The sequence below is a fragment of the Pseudonocardia kunmingensis genome (assembly GCF_006716445.1).
Classification (GTDB): Bacteria; Actinomycetota; Actinomycetes; order Mycobacteriales; family Pseudonocardiaceae; genus Pseudonocardia; species Pseudonocardia kunmingensis.
The window spans coordinates 1,927,001-1,942,889 of sequence record NZ_VFPA01000001.1; the positions used below are offsets into that span (position 1 = coordinate 1,927,001).

Below are 15,889 nucleotides of genomic sequence, written 5' to 3' on the forward strand. Positions count from 1 at the left end.
GTGGACAAGGACATCGTCAGCGGCGCCTGTGTGACGGTGCTCGGGGCCGCGGCCCTTGCGGCGAGCGCCGGCTTCCCCACGGCCCCGTCGGCCGCGGCCGACCCGGCCCTGCTGCCGCGGGCCGTGTCCGCCGGGCTGGTCGTGACCGGCGTCTGCATGGTCGCCCTCGGGCTCCGCGGGAGGCGGGCCGCGCCCGCCCTCGGGTCCGCCCACGTGCCCGAGGACATGCAGGAGGAGCTGGCAGCCCGGGCGGAGCTCCCCCCGGCGCCGCGGCTCGCGCTCGCCGTGTTCGCGGTGCTCGCCGGGTACGCGACCGCCGCGTTCCAGCTGGGCTACCTCAGCACCACCGTCGTGTTCCTCGTCGCGCTCCCCGTCCTCCTCGGTTGGGGCACGGACCGGCGCCGGACGGCCGTGCTGGCCGTCTTCGCCGTCGGGCTCACCGCCGCGATGTACATCGGGTTCTTCCTGCTCCTCGGGGTCCCCCTGCCGCGGACACCGCTTCCATGAGAGGTCAGGGATGATCGTCTTTGCGGCTTCGCCCGGCTCTCTCTACACCGAGGGCTGGAGCCTGGTCCTCGACCCGCTGACGCTCGCGCTCATCGTCCTCGGCGTGCTCACCGGCATGGTGGTGGGCGCGATCCCGGGGCTCACCGCCAACATGAGCGTCGGCGTCCTCGTCCCGCTGACGTTCACGATGGAGCCGACCGACGCGATCGCGGTGCTCGCAGGCGTCTGGCTGGGCTCCCTCTACGGCGGGACGATCCCGGCGGTACTGGTGAACATGCCGGGCACCCCGGCCGATCTCATGACGACGATCGACGGCTACCCGATGAGCCGGCGCGGCGAGGGTGGCCGGGCCATCGGGATCGGCGTGCTCTCCTCGTTCCTGGGCGGCACGATCAGCGTCCTGGTCCTGGGGCTCGCCGGGCCGCTGCTGGCGGAGATGGCCCGCAACTTCGGCTCCGCCGAGTACTTCTCGGTGGCGGTGCTGGGTCTGTCGGTCATCGCCTACGTCTCGGGCACCTCGTTCCTCAAGGGCCTGGCGTCGGCGCTGATCGGGCTGCTCGTCGGGACCGTCGGGCGGGACCTGCTGTCCGGACAGGCCCGGTTCACATTCGGCGAGCCCTCGCTGATGGGCGGCCTCGAGTTCATCGCCGTGATCATCGGAATCTTCGGCATGGCCGAGGTGCTCGAGCAGGTCTTCAGCCGCCAGCACCGGACCGCGCAGCGGCCCCAGACCGTCCGCGGGATGGGCAGCGCCGTCCGCGACGTCATCCCGCTCCGCTGGGTGATCGGACGCTCCTCGGTCATCGGCACGCTGGTCGGAGCACTGCCCGGGGCGGGCGCGACGATCGCGTCGGTCATCTCCTACGGCACGCAGAAGCGGCTCTCGAAGCACCCGGAGGAGATGGGGAAGGGTGCCCCCGAGGGCATCTCCGCCTCGGACACCGCCAACAACGCGGCGAGCGGCGGCGCGATGATGACCATGCTCTCGCTGGGGATCCCGGGCGACGCCCTCACCGCCATCCTGCTGGGCGCTCTCGTCGTGCAGGGCGTACAGCCCGGACCGCGGCTGTTCGAGTCGGACTCCGCCCTCGTGTCGTCGATCTTCATCAGCCTGCTGCTGGCCAACATCTGCCTGCTCGTCATCGGCATGCTCGCCGCCCGGCACTTCGCCCGGGTGCTGGCGGTGCCGCGGACGATCCTGCTCCCGGCGATCGCCGCCATCAGCGTCGTCGGCAGCTACGCGATCAACAACAGCACGGTCGACGTGACCGTCATGCTCGTGTTCGCCGCCGTCGGGTTCGCGTTCGCCCGCGCCGACATCCCGAAGGCGCCGCTCGTGCTCGCCCTCATCCTCGGCCCGATCCTCGAGTCGAACCTGCGGCGCATGCTGCAGCTCCACGACGGCGACGCGGCCGCCGTCACCGGATCGATGGTGACCAGCCCGATCGCGCTGCCCGTCCTGCTCGCCTCCCTCGCGCTGTTCGTCCTGCCGCTCGTCCGGTCGCTGCGCGCGCGCCGCGCCGGTGACCCGCAGGGCGCCCCGCGGTGACGCCCGACCGACACCGCGGCGACCAGACCGACCACGATCCCGAGGAGCCGCCGCACATGGAGCGCCACACCCTGGCCGGCACCGACCTGTCGATCAGCCGCGTCGTCTTCGGCACGATGACCTTCGGCGCCCAGGTCGACGAGGCCGAGGCGACCGAGATGGTCGCCCGGTGCCGCGACGCCGGCATCACGGCGTTCGACACGTCGAACAACTACGCCGGCGGCGCGTCCGAGGAGATCCTGGGCCGGATCGTCAAGCCGTTCCGGGACGAGATCGTCCTCTCCACGAAGGCCGGCAGCCACGTGGACCAGGCGGACGCCTCGGTGGCCGGCCTCTCGCGCACCGCCCTGAACCACGCGGTCGAGGGCAGCCTGCGCCGGCTCGGCGTGGACCACATCGACGTGTTCTACCTGCACCGGCCGGACCCGAACACCCCCGTCGAGGAGACCCTCGCGGCCCTCGACGAGCTCGTGCGCTCCGGGAAGGTGCGCCACGTCGGCCAGTCCAACTTCGCGGCCTGGCAGATCACGGAGATGCTCTACCTGGCCCGGGCGAACGGCTGGCCGGAGATCCGGATCTCCCAGCCGATGTACAACCTGCTCGGCAGGCGGGTCGAGGTCGAGTACGCGGCGTGCGCGCGCCGGCTCGGGCTGTCCAGCATCACGTACAACCCGCTGGCCGGGGGGCTGCTCACCGGCAAGCACCGCCCCGACGCCGACCCGGCCCCCGGCACCCGGTTCAGCAAGGCGATGTACCGGGACCGCTACTGGAACCCGGTGCAGTTCGAGGCGATCGACCGGCTGCGCGGCGTCGCCGAGCAGGCCGGGCTCACGCTGATCGAGCTGGCGTTGCGGTGGGTGTACTCCCGCCCGCTGACCGACGCGATGCTGCTGGGCGCGTCGAGCATCGACCAGCTGACGGCCAACCTCGGGGCGCTGGACGGGCCGCCGCCGGGGCCGGACGTCCTGAGCGCCTGCGACGACGTGTGGGCGGGCCTCGAGGGCGCCGCGCCGCACTACAACCGATGAACGCGGACGCGGTGCGCGGCGACGCGCCCACCGGACCGAGCGAGGGGACAGAGCGAGTGGACCGCAGCACCGCGTACCGCAGGGGGGATGCCACGGCGGCGGCGCCCCGCACCGTGCCACTGGCCCGGCTGCGCGGGCACTGCGCCGCGGTCTTCCGCGCGGCCGGGCTGGACGGCGCCGCGGCCGACCTGGTCGCCGACTCGCTCGTCGACGCCGAGGCCCGCGGTATCGGCTCGCACGGCGTGAACCGGACGCGGATCTACGCCGAGCGACTGCGCGGCGGCATGATCGACGCGGCGGCCCGGCCCGCCGTCGTCCGGGAGCAACCGGGCGGCGTGCACATCGACGCCGGCAACGCCATCGGGCACCTCGGGGCGCAGGCCGGCACGGACGCCGCGGTCGAGCGTGCGCTCCAGGGCGCGGTGTGCGTGGCCGGGGTGGCCAACTCGAACCACTGCGGGACGCTCGCCTACTTCACCCGGCAGGTCGCCGCCCGCGGCCTGGTGGCGATCGCGATGTCGACCGCTCCCCCCACGATGGTCTACTTCGGCGGGCGCACGCGCGCCGTCGGGACGAACCCGGTCAGCATGGCCGTCCCCCGGGCGGGCGGCCCGCCGGTCACCGTCGACATGGCCACCAGCGCCACCGCGCGGGGAAAGATCATCCTTGCCCACCAGCTCGGCACGGAGATCCCCGACGGCTGGGCCGTCGACGAGGCGGGGCGTCCCACCACCGACCCGGCGGCGGCGCTGCTGGGCTCGGTCCTGCCCTTCGCCGGGCCGAAGGGCTCGGGTCTGGCGATGATGGTCGAGCTGCTCTGCGGGGCGCTGGTGGCGGGCGTCACCGCCGACGGCATCGGCGACATGTACGAGGACTGGACGCGCACGCAGCGCGTCAGCCACCTGTTCATCGTGCTCAACCCGGACGGCTGGCTGGGCAGGGAGGCGTTCCTGGCCCACGTCGAGGCGTTCGCGCGCCGGGTGCACGACCTCCCGCCCGCCGAGGGCTTCGACCAGGTCCTGCTGCCCGGCGAGGTGGAGGAGAACGCCCGTGCGGCGGCGGAGCGCGACGGCGTCACGCTGTCGGCGAGCGTCGCCGCCGACCTCGACGCCATCGCCGCCGAGGTCGGGCTCGACCACCGGCTCACCACCGCACCCCGCTGACCCCACCCGTCCGGAACGAGGAGCGCAATGCAGGTCGACTGCCGTATCCATGCCGCCACCCCGCTGCCGCCCGCCGAGCTCGTCGCGCGGTTCGAGCGCCTGGCCACCTCGCTGGTCTCCGACGTCTTCGGACGCTGGGCCGGCGCCCCGAACCTCCTGCCGCTGGCCGGCCTCGCCCCGGGACGGGTCGTGGCCGGGCCCGCCCTGACCGTCCGCACCCGGCCCGGTGACAACCTCGTCGTGCACAAGGCCCTCGACATCGCCCGTCCCGGCGAGGTCCTCGTCGTGTCGGCGGGCGGGCAGACCGACCGGGCGATCATCGGCGGTCTGATGGGCCAGTACGCCACGACGCAGCGCATCGCCGCTGTGGTGGTGGACGGCGCGGTGCGCGACATCTCCAGCCTCGGGGACGTCGCACCTCCCGTCTTCGCGGCCGGCGTCAGCCACCTCGGCCCGTACAAGAACGGGCCCGGTGACCTGCGTGGCCCGGTGTCGGTCGCCGGACTCGTCGTCCACGACGGTGACATCGTGATCGGCGACCACGACGGCATCGCCGTGGTGCCGCGCGACCGGGCCGAGGAGATCGTCGCGGCCGCCGAGAAGAAGGCGGAGGCCGAGGCCGCCGAACGCGAGGCGATCGCGGCCGGCCGGTGGGACCGCAGCTGGATCGACGCCGCGCTGAACGTCCACGAAGTCCACTGACCGCGGGCGGCCGTCGAGGCCGTGAGCGGGGGAACCCGTGCGTTATCGTGGGTATCCAGAGTTTTGTATTCCAGGAGGCACGTCCGTGACCCCGTTGCGGCCGATCGAGTCGGTCGCCCTCGGCGACCGCACGTTCGAGACGCTGCGGCTCGCGATCATCAACGGCGACCTGGTGCCCGGCGAGCCCTTGCGCGACCGGCAGCTCGCCGAGGCACTCCAGGTGAGCCGGACGCCCGTGCGCGAGGCGCTGCACCGGTTGGAGGCCGCGGGTCTCGTCGAGCCACGGGGCCGGGCGGGCTGGGAGGTGAGCCCGTTCACCGAGCAGGACGTGCACGAGATCTTCCAGATGCGGATGCTGCTCGAACCAGCGGGTATCGACCAGCTCGCGCGGGACCGGGACGACGAGGTGATCGCGCGCATCGCCGGGTTCTTCGACGACTTCTCACACCCCGTGCCGGTCGGGCGGTACCCCGAGTACTTCGCGCGCGACCACGCCTTCCACAACCTCATCGTCGCCTGCAGCGGGAACCGCCGGTTGCGTCGGACCTACGCCGTGATGCAGAACCACATCGACCGGGGCAGGCACTTCCTCACCACAGCGGCCGCGGGCCGGGCGGACGAGACGCTCGACGAACACCTCGCCGTCGCCCTCGCGATCCGCGATCGCGATTTCGCGGCCGCTCGGCGCGAGCTGCTGCACCACCTGCGCACCGGCGAGGAACTGATGATCGAGACGTTGCGCGCCCGGGCTACCAGCGGCCAGTAGAGGGCGATTCGATCACGCAGCGTCACTGGGCCACACTCAGTGGCGACGACCCCCGACCGCAGGAGCGCGCGTGTCCGACCCCGCCATCGCCGTGTCCGACCGACCGATGGCGTCCCACCAGTACCGCTATGTCGAGACCCATGCGTGGTGGCTGGGGACCTTCGGCCCCCACCAGCACCTCACCGAGCACCGGCTGCGGCAGTGGGTGCCTGCCCGCCCCGAACGGGAGTGGGTGCTCGAGCGCGAGCTGACCGGCGCGCAGCGCTGGCTCTCGGGCTCGGCGGAGGAGGCCCGCGCGGACGGGTTCGACCTGCGCGACATCGCGCCCGTCGGCCGGTTCCGCGCCCCCTACGGGGACTTCGACGCCGGCCCGGACGCCGATCTCGGCGTGGACCTGGACTCGTTCTGCGCCCGTCCGCGCCCGCCGCGGCGCGGCAGCTGGCAGTCCCCGACGCCGGAGTTCCTGCAGAACCTCCCCCGGGACCCGGACGTCCTGCTCGACAAGCTGCGCGAGGACAACCCCGGCAGCTGGTTCGGGCCGTTCGCGGCCGCCGTCACGGCCCTGCGCACGGCGCTGGTACCCGCGGAGCTGCGTGCCGCGTTCTTCCGCGCGCTCTCCGCGCTGCCCGGCGTCCGGATCGGCGACGAGGCCGCGAACGTGGACGGGCACTCCTGCGTGGCGATCGTCCACGACGCCGGGCGCACGCGCACCGAGCTGCTGCTCGACCCGTCGGACGGCCAGTTCGCCGGCGAGCGCGACACGTTGCGCACCGACTCCCGCTTCGGTCTGCCTGCGGGCACCGTGATCAGCACGACCGCGGTGCGCACGGCCGTCGTCGACGCGGCCGGTGAGCTCCCCGTCACCTGAACCGACCCCTGAACCGGTGCAGCCGCGCGCCTCCCGTGCGCGGTACCCGGCCCCGGATCGCGAGGACTAACCTGGCGTGCAGTCCTCGGCGATGACGATGCGATCCGATCAAGGCGGTCTTCAGCGTGTCCAGCAGCAGTACGTCCAGTCCGGCAGGCGAGTTCGGGCCCAACGAGTGGCTCGTCGAGGAGATGTACCAGCGCTTCCTCGACGACCCGAGCACCGTCGACCCCGCGTGGCACGAGTTCTTCGCCGACTACCGCCCGACCGACGACGCAACCGACGGCACGACCGAGCGTCCCGCCGATCGCGGCGACGTCGCGCAGAAGTCCGTGCAGCAGGCCGCGCAGCAGCCCGCCACGCCGTCGGCTCCGTCACAGGCGCCCACGGCGCCGGCCCCTCGCCCCGCGGCCGAGTCGGCCGAGCCCACCGAGCGCAAGCGGGTCGCCGACCGCAGCGCGCTCACGCCGCCGCCCGCGGGCGGGGCGAACGGCAGCGCCGCCCCCCGGGCGAGCAAGGCGGGCAGCGGCACCGCCGCCAAGCCGGCCGCCGGCAGCACGTCGCAGGCCGCGCGGCCCGCCGGCGTGTCCGGTGACGACGGCGCGGGCACCGCCACCCCGCTGCGGGGCGCCGCGAACGCGGTCGTCAAGAACATGAACGCCTCGCTCACCGTGCCCACGGCCACGAGCGTGCGCGCGGTCCCGGCGAAGCTGCTCGCCGACAACCGCGTCGTCATCAACAACCAGCTCAAGCGCACCCGCGGCGGGAAGATCTCCTTCACGCACCTGATCGGCTTCGCGCTGGTCAAGGCGCTCGCCGACTTCCCGGGGATGAACCGCCACTTCGCCGAGAACGACGGCAGGCCCACCGTCGTGCAGCCCGACCACGTCAACCTCGGGCTGGCGATCGACCTGCCGGGCAAGAACGGGCAGCGCTCGCTCGTCGTCGTCTCGATCAAGGGCTGCGAGACGATGAACTTCGCGCAGTTCTGGTCGGCCTACGAGGCCATCGTCCACAAGGCGCGGGCCGGCAGCCTGGCGGCCGAGGACTTCGCCGGCACCACCATCAGCCTCACCAACCCCGGCACGCTGGGCACCAACCACTCGGTGCCGCGGCTGATGCAGGGCCAGGGCGCGATCATCGGCGTCGGTGCGATGGAGTACCCGGCGGAGTTCCAGGGCGCGAGCGAGGAGCGGCTCGCCGAGTTCGGCGTCAGCAAGATCATCACGCTGACCTCGACGTACGACCACCGGATCATCCAGGGCGCCGAGTCGGGCGACTTCCTGCGCCGCGTGCACGCGCTGCTGCTGGGCGAGGACGAGTTCTACGACCAGATCTTCCGCTCGCTGCGGGTGCCGTACGAGCCCGTGCGGTGGGTCAAGGACATCCCCGAGGGCGCGGTCGACAAGACCGCCCGCGTGATCGAGGTGATCGACGCGCACCGCACCCGCGGGCACCTCATGGCCGACACCGACCCGCTGAACTACCGCCAGCGCCGCCACCCCGACCTGGACATCCTCTCCCACGGCCTGACGCTGTGGGACCTCGACCGGGAGTTCGCGGTCGGCGGGTTCGCCGGGCAGCAGCACATGAAGCTGCGCGACGTGCTCGGCGTGCTGCGCGACGCCTACTGCCGCACGATCGGCACCGAGTACATGCACATCGCCGACCCCGAGCAGCGCGCCTGGCTGCAGGAGCGCATCGAGGTGCCGCACCAGAAGCCGAACGCCGCCGAGCAGAAGTACGTGCTCTCCAAGCTCAACGCGGCCGAGGCGTTCGAGACGTTCCTGCAGACCAAGTACGTCGGGCAGAAGCGGTTCTCCCTCGAGGGCGGCGAGACCGTCATCCCGCTGCTGGACGCCGTGCTGGACAAGGCCGCCGAGCAGGAGCTCGACGAGGTCGTGATCGGCATGCCGCACCGGGGGCGGCTCAACGTGCTGGCCAACATCGTCGGCAAGCCGATCAGCCAGATCTTCCGCGAGTTCGAGGGCAACCTCGACCCGGGCCAGGCCCACGGCTCCGGCGACGTGAAGTACCACCTCGGCGCCGAGGGCAAGTACTTCCGGATGTTCGGTGACGGCGAGACGGTCGTGTCGCTCGCCTCGAACCCGTCGCACCTGGAGGCGGTCGACCCGGTCCTCGAGGGCATCGTCCGCGCCAAGCAGGACCTGCTCGACCGGGGCGAGGGCGGGTTCACCGTGCTGCCGCTGATGCTGCACGGCGACGCCGCGTTCGCCGGTCAGGGCGTGGTCGCCGAGACGCTGAACCTGGCCAAGCTGCGCGGCTACCGCACCGGCGGCACCGTGCACGTCGTCGTCAACAACCAGGTCGGGTTCACCACCGCGCCGGAGCACTCCCGCAGCTCGCAGTACTCCACCGACGTCGCGAAGATGATCGACGCGCCGGTCTTCCACGTGAACGGCGACGATCCGGAGGCCTGCGTCTGGGTGGCGAAGCTGGCGGTCGAGTACCGGCAGCGCTGGAACAACGACGTCGTGATCGACATGATCTGCTACCGGCGGCGCGGCCACAACGAGGGCGACGACCCCTCGATGACGCAGCCGGCGATGTACGACATCATCGACGCCAAGCGCAGCGTCCGGAAGATCTACACCGAGTCGCTGATCGGCCGTGGTGACATCACCATGGAGGAGGCCGAGCACGCGCTGAAGGACTTCTCCAACCAGCTGGAGCACGTCTTCAACGAGGTCCGCGAGCTGGAGAAGACCCCGCCTGCGCCGAGCCCGTCCGTGGAGCAGGAGCAGTCGGTGCCCACCGACCTCGACACCTCGGTGTCGCTGGAGGTCGTGCACCGCATCGGCGACGCGCACGTCGAGCTGCCCGAGGGCTTCACCGTGCACCAGCGCGTCAAGCCGGTGCTGCAGAAGCGCGAGAAGATGTCGCGCGAGGGCAACGTCGACTGGGCGTTCGGCGAGCTGCTCGCCCTCGGCTCGCTCGTGATGGACGGCAAGCTCGTGCGGCTGTCCGGGCAGGACACCCGCCGCGGCACGTTCGTGCAGCGCCACTCGGTGGTCATCGACCGGCGCACCGGCGAGGAGTACTACCCGCTGCGCAACCTGTCCGAGGACCAGGACCGGTTCCTGCCCTACGACTCCGCGCTCTCGGAGTTCGCGGCCGTCGGCTTCGAGTACGGCTACTCCGTGGCCAACCCGAACGCCTTCGTGGCGTGGGAGGCGCAGTTCGGCGACTTCGTCAACGGCGCGCAGTCGATCATCGACGAGTTCATCTCGTCCGGTGAGGCCAAGTGGGGCCAGATGTCCGACGTGGTGCTGATGCTGCCGCACGGCCTGGAGGGCCAGGGGCCGGACCACTCGTCGGGCCGCATCGAGCGGTTCCTGCAGCTGTGCGCCGAGGGCTCGATGACGGTCGCCATCCCCACCGAGCCTGCCAACTACTTCCACCTGCTGCGCCGGCACGCGATGGACGGGGTCCGCCGCCCGCTGGTGGTGTTCACGCCCAAGTGGATGCTGCGCGCCAAGCAGGCCGTCAGCCCGCTGTCCGACTTCACCGGCGGCCGTTTCCGCGCCGTGATCGACGACCCGCGCTTCCGGGAGAACGACGGCCCGGCGTCCGACGTGCGGAAGGTCCTGCTCTGCTACGGCAAGCTCTACTACGAGCTGGCCGCGGCGCGCGAGAAGCGGGGCATCGAGGACACCGCCATCGTCCGCGTCGAGCAGCTGTACCCGGTGGCGGACCGCCAGCTCGCGTCGGTGCTGGAGCGCTACCCCAACGCCGAGGACATCCGGTGGGTCCAGGAGGAACCGGCCAACCAGGGCGCGTGGCCGTTCATGGGGCTGGAGCTGCCGGCCAAGCTGCCGCGGCTCGTCGGGTTCCGGCGGGTGTCGCGGCGTCGGATGGCCGCACCGGCCGCCGGCTCGGGCAAGGTCCACGAGGTCGAGCAGAACGCCCTCATCGACGAGGCGTTCGGGAGCTGATCCTTCATGTACGCCACGGACCGGGGTATCGAGGAGCTCGTCGAGCGGCGCGGTGACGAGCAGGTCAGCGTGGAGTGGCTGGCCGAGCGGCTGCGCGTCTTCGTCGACCTCAACCCCGCCTTCGAGGACGCGGTGGAACGCGTGGCGAGCTTCCTGGCGAGAGACGACGCCGACGCCTGACGCGCGTCCCGCGCCTGACGAACGGCACTCTCGTCGGCCAGGTGCCGACGGGAGTGCCGTTCGTCGGTCTGTCGGTGCTACCCCGCGGAGCGCTCGTAGGCGAGCTCGCCGCCCACCACCGTCGCGCGCACCTCGATCTCGGCGATCCGCTCCGGCTCGACGGCGAGCAGGTCCTCCGAGAGCACCGTGAAGTCGGCGAGGGCGCCGGCGACGAGCGTGCCCTTGCGGTGCTCCTCGCGCACCGCGTAGGCCGAGCCGTGGGTGTAGGCGCGCAGGGCCTGCTCGACGGTGACGCGCTCGCCGGGCGCGAGCTCCTGCCCGGAGCGGGTGCGGCGGTTGACCATGTCGTGGATGCCGAGCAGCGGCGCCCCGTCGACGACGGGGGTGTCGCTGCTGCCGGGCAGGACCATGCCGGCGTCCAGCAGGCTGCGCATCCGGTAGCAGTGCTCGCTGCGCTCGGGCCCGAGGGCGGTGCGCATGCCGTCGCCGAGCTCGGTGATGAACCGGCCCTGCGGCACCGCGACGACGCCGAGGGCGGCCGCCCGGGCGACCTGCCGGTCGTCGGCCACGGCGAAGTGCTCGATGCGGTGGCGGGTGTCGGGCCGCGGGTGGTCGCGCTGGGCCTGCTCGTACACGTCGAGCACGTGGTCGATCGCCGCGTCGCCGATGGCGTGCGCGGCCACCTGCCAGCCCGCCCGGTGTGCACCGACCAGCAGCGGCGCCATCTCCTGCGGCTCGAACAGCATGAAGCCGGTGTTGTCGTCCTCACCGGCGTAGCAGCACGTCATCGCGGCCGAGCGGCCGATGAGCGAGCCGTCGGTGAGGATCTTGACCGGCCCGATCCGGAGCCACTCGTCGCCGAACCCGCTGCGCAGTCCCAGGTCCAGCCCGCGCAGCCCGTCCTCGCCCGCCACGGCGTGCAGCGCGGTGACGTAGGGCATGAGCGTCATCCGCACGCCGAGCGCGCCGGACTCGCGGGCGCGCTGGAAGGCGTGCAGGTCGAGCGGGCTGTTGCCGAGCCCGTCGATGGTCCCGATCCCGGGCTCGGTCGCGCTGGTCAGCCCCTCGGACAGCGCCACCCGGGAGGCCTCGGCGATGTTCGCCTCGATCTCGGCGACCGGCAGGGGCTCGAACGCGCCGCGCACCAGCGGCATCGCCCGCTCCTGCAGCAGCCCGGCCGGGCGCCCGTCAGGGCCGCGCACGACGTGCCCGCCCTCGACGTCGGGCACGCCGTCGCGGCCCGGGAAGCCCGCGCGCGCGAACGCCTCGGTGTTCGCCACGCCCATGTGCCCCGAGACGTGCTCGATCCAGATCGGGCGCCCTCCGGTCACCTCGTCGAGCCGCTCGGCGAGCGGATGCGCACCGATCTTGTTCTGGTCGTACCCGCCCGCGTGGACCCACGCGTCGCGCGGCAGTGCCTCGGCCGCGCGCGCGACCGCGGCGTAGAGCGCGTCGAGCGAGGTGACCACGTGCGAGCGCAGGTCCAGCGCGCGCAACCGGCGGCCCCGCATGCTCAGGTGGTGGTGGGCGTCGTTGAAGCCGGGCACGACGAAGGCGCCCCCCAGGTCGACGGTCCGGACGGCGCCCACCCCGTCCAGCTCGTCGTCGAACCCGACGATGCGCCCGCCGAGCACACCGACCCGGTGCGCCCGCGGCCGCGCGGGGTCCATCGTCACGAACCGCCCGCCTTCGTAGATCGCATCCAGCCGCATCCCCGGGACGCTACGCACGCCCGTCCGGCCCCGCGACTACGAGAACTGGTGGCCGAGCATGCCGATGCGGCATGGTGCGGCCGTGAACCTGCACCGGCTGCGCTGCTTCCTCGCGGTGGTCGACACCGGCACGGTGACCGCCGCCGCCCGCCGGCTGCTGATCGCCCAGCCCGCGCTGAGCCGGCAGGTGCACGCGCTGGAGAAGGATGTGGGCCTGCGGCTGTTCGCCCGCCACCACAACACGTTGCGCCTCACGCCGGCCGGCGTGGAGTTCGCCCGCATGGCCCGACACCTCCTCGTGCAGTCGGAGAGCCTGCGCTCGGCCGCCGACGCGCTCGCGGCCGGCGCCGTGCGGCGGCTCACCGTCGCCGCGACCCCCGCGTCGCTCAGCGCCTTCGTCGCGCCCTTCGTCGCCACTCTCGGCCCGGCCGACCCGCTCCTGCTGACCCGGCCGGAGTCGCACTTCGCGCTGTACGACGCGCTGCGCGCAGGCGCCGACGCGATCGTCTCGCCCGCTCCCGGGGAGGAGGGCTTCGCGCGGCAGCCGCTCGGGGCGGCGCCGCTGCAGGCCCACGTCGCGGCCCGGCACCCGTGGGCCCGGGACGGCCGGACCGCGGTGGGCCTGGCCGAGCTGCTCGCCGAGCCGCTGGTGCTGCCCAGCAGCTCCGCGGTGAGCAGGCGGGTGCTCGACGAGGCCGTCGCGCGCTGCGGGCTGACCTACGGCCCCGTCGAGGAGTGCGACGACGGGGGCACCGCGCAGGCCGTCGCCGCGTCGGGCAAGGGGGTCGCGGTGGTCACCGACGGCCCGCGCTACGGCGTCCACCCGGTGCCGGTACGGGGCGACGTCGGCGAACCCGCCTCCGCGCTCGGCGTGCCGCTGCACGTGGCGTGGGAGCCGCACCACTACGCGGCCGAGGTGATCGCCGCGCTCGCCGAACGCCTGGCGACGTTCCTCCACATGTCCGCACCATGGAGCCATACCGCTGTTCACCGACCGTGAGAACAGCAGTACGGCTCCAAGGTGCGGGCGAGTATGCCGGTGCGGCATGCCGTCGATCGCGTTCGAGTATTGGCCGGCATCCTCGTGCTCGCCTAGCCTCCGGCCATCCCGCAGTCCCTCGGCCGGGCGGAGACGCAGATGACGGAAGCGACGGCTCGACCCACGGAGCAGCAGGTCCGCAAGATCGCGACCGCCGCGTACGTCGGCACCGCGCTGGAGTGGTACGACTTCTTCCTCTTCGGCACCACGGCCGCGCTCGTGTTCGCGCCGCTGTTCTTCCCCGGCGACGACCCGGTGCTCTCCACGCTCTCGGCGTTCCTGAGCTTCGCCGTGGGCTTCATCGCCCGCCCGGTGGGTGCGGTCGTCTTCGGCCACATCGGCGACCGGTACGGCCGGCGCGTCGCCCTCGTCGTGACGATCGGCCTGATGGGCATCGCGACCACGCTCATCGGCCTCCTGCCGACCTACGCGTCGGCCGGGATCGTCGCGCCGATCCTGCTGACCCTGCTGCGGGCCGTGCAGGGCGTCGCCACCGGCGGTGAGTGGGGCGGCGCCACGCTGCTGGCGATCGAGTACGCCCCGACCCGGCGGCGGGGCTTCTACGCCTCGATGGTGCAGATCGGCTCGCCCACCGGGACGCTGCTGTCCACCGGCGCCGTCGCGCTCGTGACGCTCCTGCCGCAGGAGGACTTCCTGGCCTGGGGCTGGCGGCTGCCCTACCTGGCCTCGATCGTGCTGGTGGCGGTCGCGCTCTGGCTGCGCTGGCGGGTGGAGGAGACACCGACGTTCCGCGCGCTGGCCGCCGCGGCGAAGACGGAGCGGGCGCCGGTCGTCGAGGTGCTCAAGGCACCCGGCCGGCTGGCCCTCGGCGTCGGCGCCTACCTGTTCAACAACGCGGGCTTCTTCATCGTCACGACGTTCATGATCAGCTACGCCACGCGGGTGCGGGAGCTGCCCGCGTCGGTCATCCTCAACGCCCTGACGATCGGGGCGCTCGGGCAGATCGTCGGTCTCTTCGTCGCGGGGTGGATGGCCGTGCGCCTCGGCTCGCCGCGCACCGTGATCATCGGCTACGTCTTCTCCGTCGCCATGGCCTTCCCGATCTTCTTCATCGTCGACAGCGGGAACCCCGCGCTGATCGCCGTCGGGTTCGTCCTGCAGCTCGGCCTGACCACGATCGCCTACGGCCCGATCGGCGAGCTGCTCTCGCAGCTGTTCCCGGCCCGGCTGCAGTACAGCGGCCTGGCACTGTCGGCGAACATCTCCGGGGTGATCGCCGGGTTCATGCCGGCCCTGGCCACCTTCGTCTCCTCCCGGTCGGGCGGGGCCTCATGGGGCCCCGCATCCCTGCTGCTCGGGATCGCGGTGGTCTCGCTCGTCGCCTCGATCATCGCCCGGCACGTCATCGGCACCGACCACCGCAAGGAGAGCGCATAACGGCCCCACCCTCCCCGCGAGTCTCCCGTCCCGACAGCGCGAGTCCCCCATCTCGACAGGGCGAGTCCCCCGCTCCGACAGGGCCGCGTCACCCCTCGGCTCGACCGCGCCCGTCCACCGAGCGCTCCAACGCGTCGACGAGCCAGGCCTGTGCCACGCCGACGGTCACGGGCTCACCGGTCACCTCACCCACCAGACCCCAGTACCGGCGCAGCCGCGGATCGCGGTCGACCGCGGCCGTGGCGAGCAGCTCCTGCCGGAACCGCGGGGTGTCCCGGGCGCGCTGCGCCGAGGCGTAGGCGGTCACGTACCGGTCGAGGGCGCGGCCGGGCTCGGGGCGACGCCCGGCGAGCAGCAGCGGCCGGGCCAGCTCGCACGCCTCGGCGATCCCCGTCAGCAGCCCGGGCTCGTCGGAGATGCGTTCGACGTTGAACCGGCCCCGCGCGCGCATCCGCTGCGCCAGGGTCTGGTCGCCGACCAGCACGACCATCTCGGCGTACGCGACGACCTGCGCGGGCGTCGGGTCGGCAGGCGGCGTGGGCACGCTGACCTCGAGGAACATGTCGAGCAGGTCCGCGGGCAGCGGCGCGACGAACAGCCGGTTCCAGAAGTCGAGGAGCGCGTGGTGCGCGGCGCGGTGGTCCTGCACCGCCGCGAGCAGCGCGAGGCGCGCGGCCCGCTCGACGGACGTGGCCTCCTCCACCGCCCGCAGTGTCGCCCGCCGCCACGCGAGCGCCGCCAGCTCGACGTCGAGCGCGGCCCGTTCCGCCGCGACCGCCTCGGCGAGCGACCGCTCGCCGGTGAGGACGCCCGCGATCGCCGGAAGGCCCAGGCCGAGGCCGCGCAGCCGCCGCACGAGGTCGAGCCGCTCGACCGCCGACGGGGCGAACCGGCGGTGCCCGCCCGCGCTGCGCCCGGTCTCGAGGATCCCCTCGTCGCAGTAGAAGCGGATGGTGCGCACCGGCACGCCGGTCCGCGCCGCGAGGTCGCCGATCCCGAGCGTGGCTGTGCTGTCGGTCAC

At 72.9% G+C, this 15,889-nt stretch carries 13 protein-coding genes; 11 read left to right on the plus strand and 2 right to left on the minus strand.

The features are described 5' to 3' along the window. From FB558_RS09110 to FB558_RS43165, 9 genes are all read left to right on the plus strand, one after another. Entirely contained in the window at positions 1 to 507 is a 507-nt protein-coding gene (locus FB558_RS09110; protein ID WP_142050291.1) for a tripartite tricarboxylate transporter TctB family protein, read from the plus strand. Between the two features lie 10 nt (positions 508 to 517). Beyond that, the gene (locus tag FB558_RS09115; RefSeq protein WP_142050294.1) at positions 518 to 2,056 is read left to right on the plus strand and encodes a tripartite tricarboxylate transporter permease; all 1,539 of its coding nucleotides are present in this window, start codon (positions 518 to 520) and stop codon (positions 2,054 to 2,056) included. Continuing rightward, on the plus strand, positions 2,053 to 3,084 hold the full coding sequence (locus tag FB558_RS09120) for an aldo/keto reductase (RefSeq protein WP_246106333.1): 1,032 nt from the start codon (positions 2,053 to 2,055) through the stop codon (positions 3,082 to 3,084). The genes FB558_RS09115 and FB558_RS09120 overlap by 4 nt, the downstream gene beginning before the upstream one ends. A gap of 56 nt (positions 3,085 to 3,140) precedes the next feature. Then, on the plus strand, positions 3,141 to 4,247 hold the full coding sequence (locus tag FB558_RS09125) for an Ldh family oxidoreductase (protein WP_170231248.1): 1,107 nt from the start codon (positions 3,141 to 3,143) through the stop codon (positions 4,245 to 4,247). Positions 4,248 to 4,274: 27 nt separating this feature from the next. Then, the gene (locus FB558_RS09130) at positions 4,275 to 4,949 is read left to right on the plus strand and encodes an RraA family protein (protein ID WP_142050300.1); all 675 of its coding nucleotides are present in this window, start codon (positions 4,275 to 4,277) and stop codon (positions 4,947 to 4,949) included. Positions 4,950 to 5,034: 85 nt separating this feature from the next. Continuing rightward, entirely contained in the window at positions 5,035 to 5,715 is a 681-nt protein-coding gene (locus tag FB558_RS09135) for a GntR family transcriptional regulator (protein ID WP_170231249.1), read from the plus strand. Positions 5,716 to 5,785: 70 nt separating this feature from the next. Beyond that, positions 5,786 to 6,583 (plus strand): hypothetical protein, encoded by a 798-nt coding sequence (locus FB558_RS09140; RefSeq protein WP_142050306.1) that lies wholly within the window; start codon positions 5,786 to 5,788, stop codon positions 6,581 to 6,583. 191 nt (positions 6,584 to 6,774) lie between these two features. Continuing rightward, entirely contained in the window at positions 6,775 to 10,539 is a 3,765-nt protein-coding gene (locus FB558_RS09145; RefSeq protein ID WP_246106504.1) for a multifunctional oxoglutarate decarboxylase/oxoglutarate dehydrogenase thiamine pyrophosphate-binding subunit/dihydrolipoyllysine-residue succinyltransferase subunit, read from the plus strand. Positions 10,540 to 10,545: 6 nt separating this feature from the next. Next, positions 10,546 to 10,719 (plus strand): DUF6104 family protein, encoded by a 174-nt coding sequence (locus FB558_RS43165; RefSeq protein ID WP_170231250.1) that lies wholly within the window; start codon positions 10,546 to 10,548, stop codon positions 10,717 to 10,719. 77 nt (positions 10,720 to 10,796) lie between these two features. On the opposite strand, the gene FB558_RS09150 is transcribed toward FB558_RS43165, so the two are convergent. Next, positions 10,797 to 12,431, minus strand: coding sequence for an amidohydrolase (locus tag FB558_RS09150; RefSeq protein WP_142050314.1), 1,635 nt, complete (start codon positions 12,429 to 12,431; stop codon positions 10,797 to 10,799). Between the two features lie 82 nt (positions 12,432 to 12,513). Here FB558_RS09150 and FB558_RS09155 point away from each other — a divergent pair, with 82 nt between their 5' ends. Both FB558_RS09155 and FB558_RS09160 read left to right on the plus strand, forming a co-directional pair. Next, the gene (locus FB558_RS09155; protein WP_170231251.1) at positions 12,514 to 13,431 is read left to right on the plus strand and encodes a LysR family transcriptional regulator; all 918 of its coding nucleotides are present in this window, start codon (positions 12,514 to 12,516) and stop codon (positions 13,429 to 13,431) included. A 138-nt stretch (positions 13,432 to 13,569) separates the two neighbouring features. After that, positions 13,570 to 14,868 (plus strand): MFS transporter, encoded by a 1,299-nt coding sequence (locus FB558_RS09160; RefSeq protein ID WP_142050323.1) that lies wholly within the window; start codon positions 13,570 to 13,572, stop codon positions 14,866 to 14,868. Between the two features lie 88 nt (positions 14,869 to 14,956). On the opposite strand, the gene FB558_RS09165 is transcribed toward FB558_RS09160, so the two are convergent. Beyond that, positions 14,957 to 15,889 (minus strand): MerR family transcriptional regulator, encoded by a 933-nt coding sequence (locus FB558_RS09165; protein ID WP_142050330.1) that lies wholly within the window; start codon positions 15,887 to 15,889, stop codon positions 14,957 to 14,959.

Coding starts and splice junctions, on each gene's coding strand:
- FB558_RS09115 (WP_142050294.1), top strand. CDS start 518: ATGATCGTCTTTGCGGCTTCGCCCGGCTCTCTCTACACCGAGGGCTGG.
- FB558_RS43165 (WP_170231250.1), top strand. CDS start 10,546: ATGTACGCCACGGACCGGGGTATCGAGGAGCTCGTCGAGCGGCGCGGT.
- FB558_RS09150 (WP_142050314.1), bottom strand. CDS start 12,431: ATGCGGCTGGATGCGATCTACGAAGGCGGGCGGTTCGTGACGATGGAC.
- FB558_RS09130 (WP_142050300.1), top strand. CDS start 4,275: ATGCAGGTCGACTGCCGTATCCATGCCGCCACCCCGCTGCCGCCCGCC.
- FB558_RS09160 (WP_142050323.1), top strand. CDS start 13,570: ATGACGGAAGCGACGGCTCGACCCACGGAGCAGCAGGTCCGCAAGATC.
- FB558_RS09145 (WP_246106504.1), top strand. CDS start 6,775: ATGTACCAGCGCTTCCTCGACGACCCGAGCACCGTCGACCCCGCGTGG.